The organism is Peribacillus sp. P4_C12, from assembly GCF_056402095.1.
On record NZ_JBFUIB010001008.1, the window covers coordinates 1 to 838 of the forward strand.

The window sequence follows — 838 nt, forward strand, 5'->3', positions numbered from 1 at the left end:
GGATAAATGAGTGGGGGATATAGATTACTTCCACCATTTTAATTGTAATAAGGTAGGATTTTAAATTCCGAAAGTGGCCAGAGAATTACATTATTAAGTTGAATTTTATATTGTTAAAGGTTTTTATACTTATTATTTTAAAAAGTATAAAAATATTTTAAACTTTTTATAGTTACAAAAAAATATATTTGGAGGAATTTTAAATGTATAAATATGAACTTCCAGCTTTACCGTATGATTTCAATGTTCTTGAACCACATTTTGATGAACAGACGATGATGATTCATCATGATCGCCACCATGCTACATATGTCAATAACCTAAATGCTGTACTAGAAGGACATGGTGATCTTTCTAACAAAAGTGTTGAAGAGTTAATTGCAAACCTTGATGTTGTTCCTGAAAATATCCGTACTGCTGTGCGCAATAATGGTGGTGGTCATGCTAATCATAGTTTATTCTGGACGATCCTTTCTCCAAACGGTGGTGGGGCTCCTACTGGTGTAGTTGCAGAAGCAATAAATCAAGCTTTTGGGAGCTATGATCAGTTTAAAGATGAGTTTACAAAAGCTGCAACAGGTCGCTTCGGTTCAGGTTGGGCTTGGCTAGTAATGGACGATGGACAACTTGATATTACTAGTACACCTAATCAAGATAGCCCACTAATGGAAGGTAAACAGCCAATACTTGGCCTCGATGTTTGGGAACATGCTTATTATCTCAACTATCAAAACAAGCGTCCTGATTATATTTCTGCTTTCTTTAATCTCATTAACTGGGATGAAGTAAACAAGTTATATCAGGCCGCGCAAGCTTAATTAAATTATTATTATTTTTC

Annotated in this window: 1 protein-coding gene; it reads left to right on the forward strand. The window is 34.5% G+C overall.

What is annotated here, in order from left to right:
• Positions 1 to 203: 203 nt before the first annotated feature.
• Positions 204 to 818 carry a superoxide dismutase gene (locus tag AC1DUW_RS30870; protein WP_477644457.1) on the forward strand — a complete coding sequence of 205 codons (615 nt, stop codon included), beginning with the start codon at positions 204 to 206 and terminating at the stop codon, positions 816 to 818.
• Positions 819 to 838 lie beyond the last annotated feature (20 nt).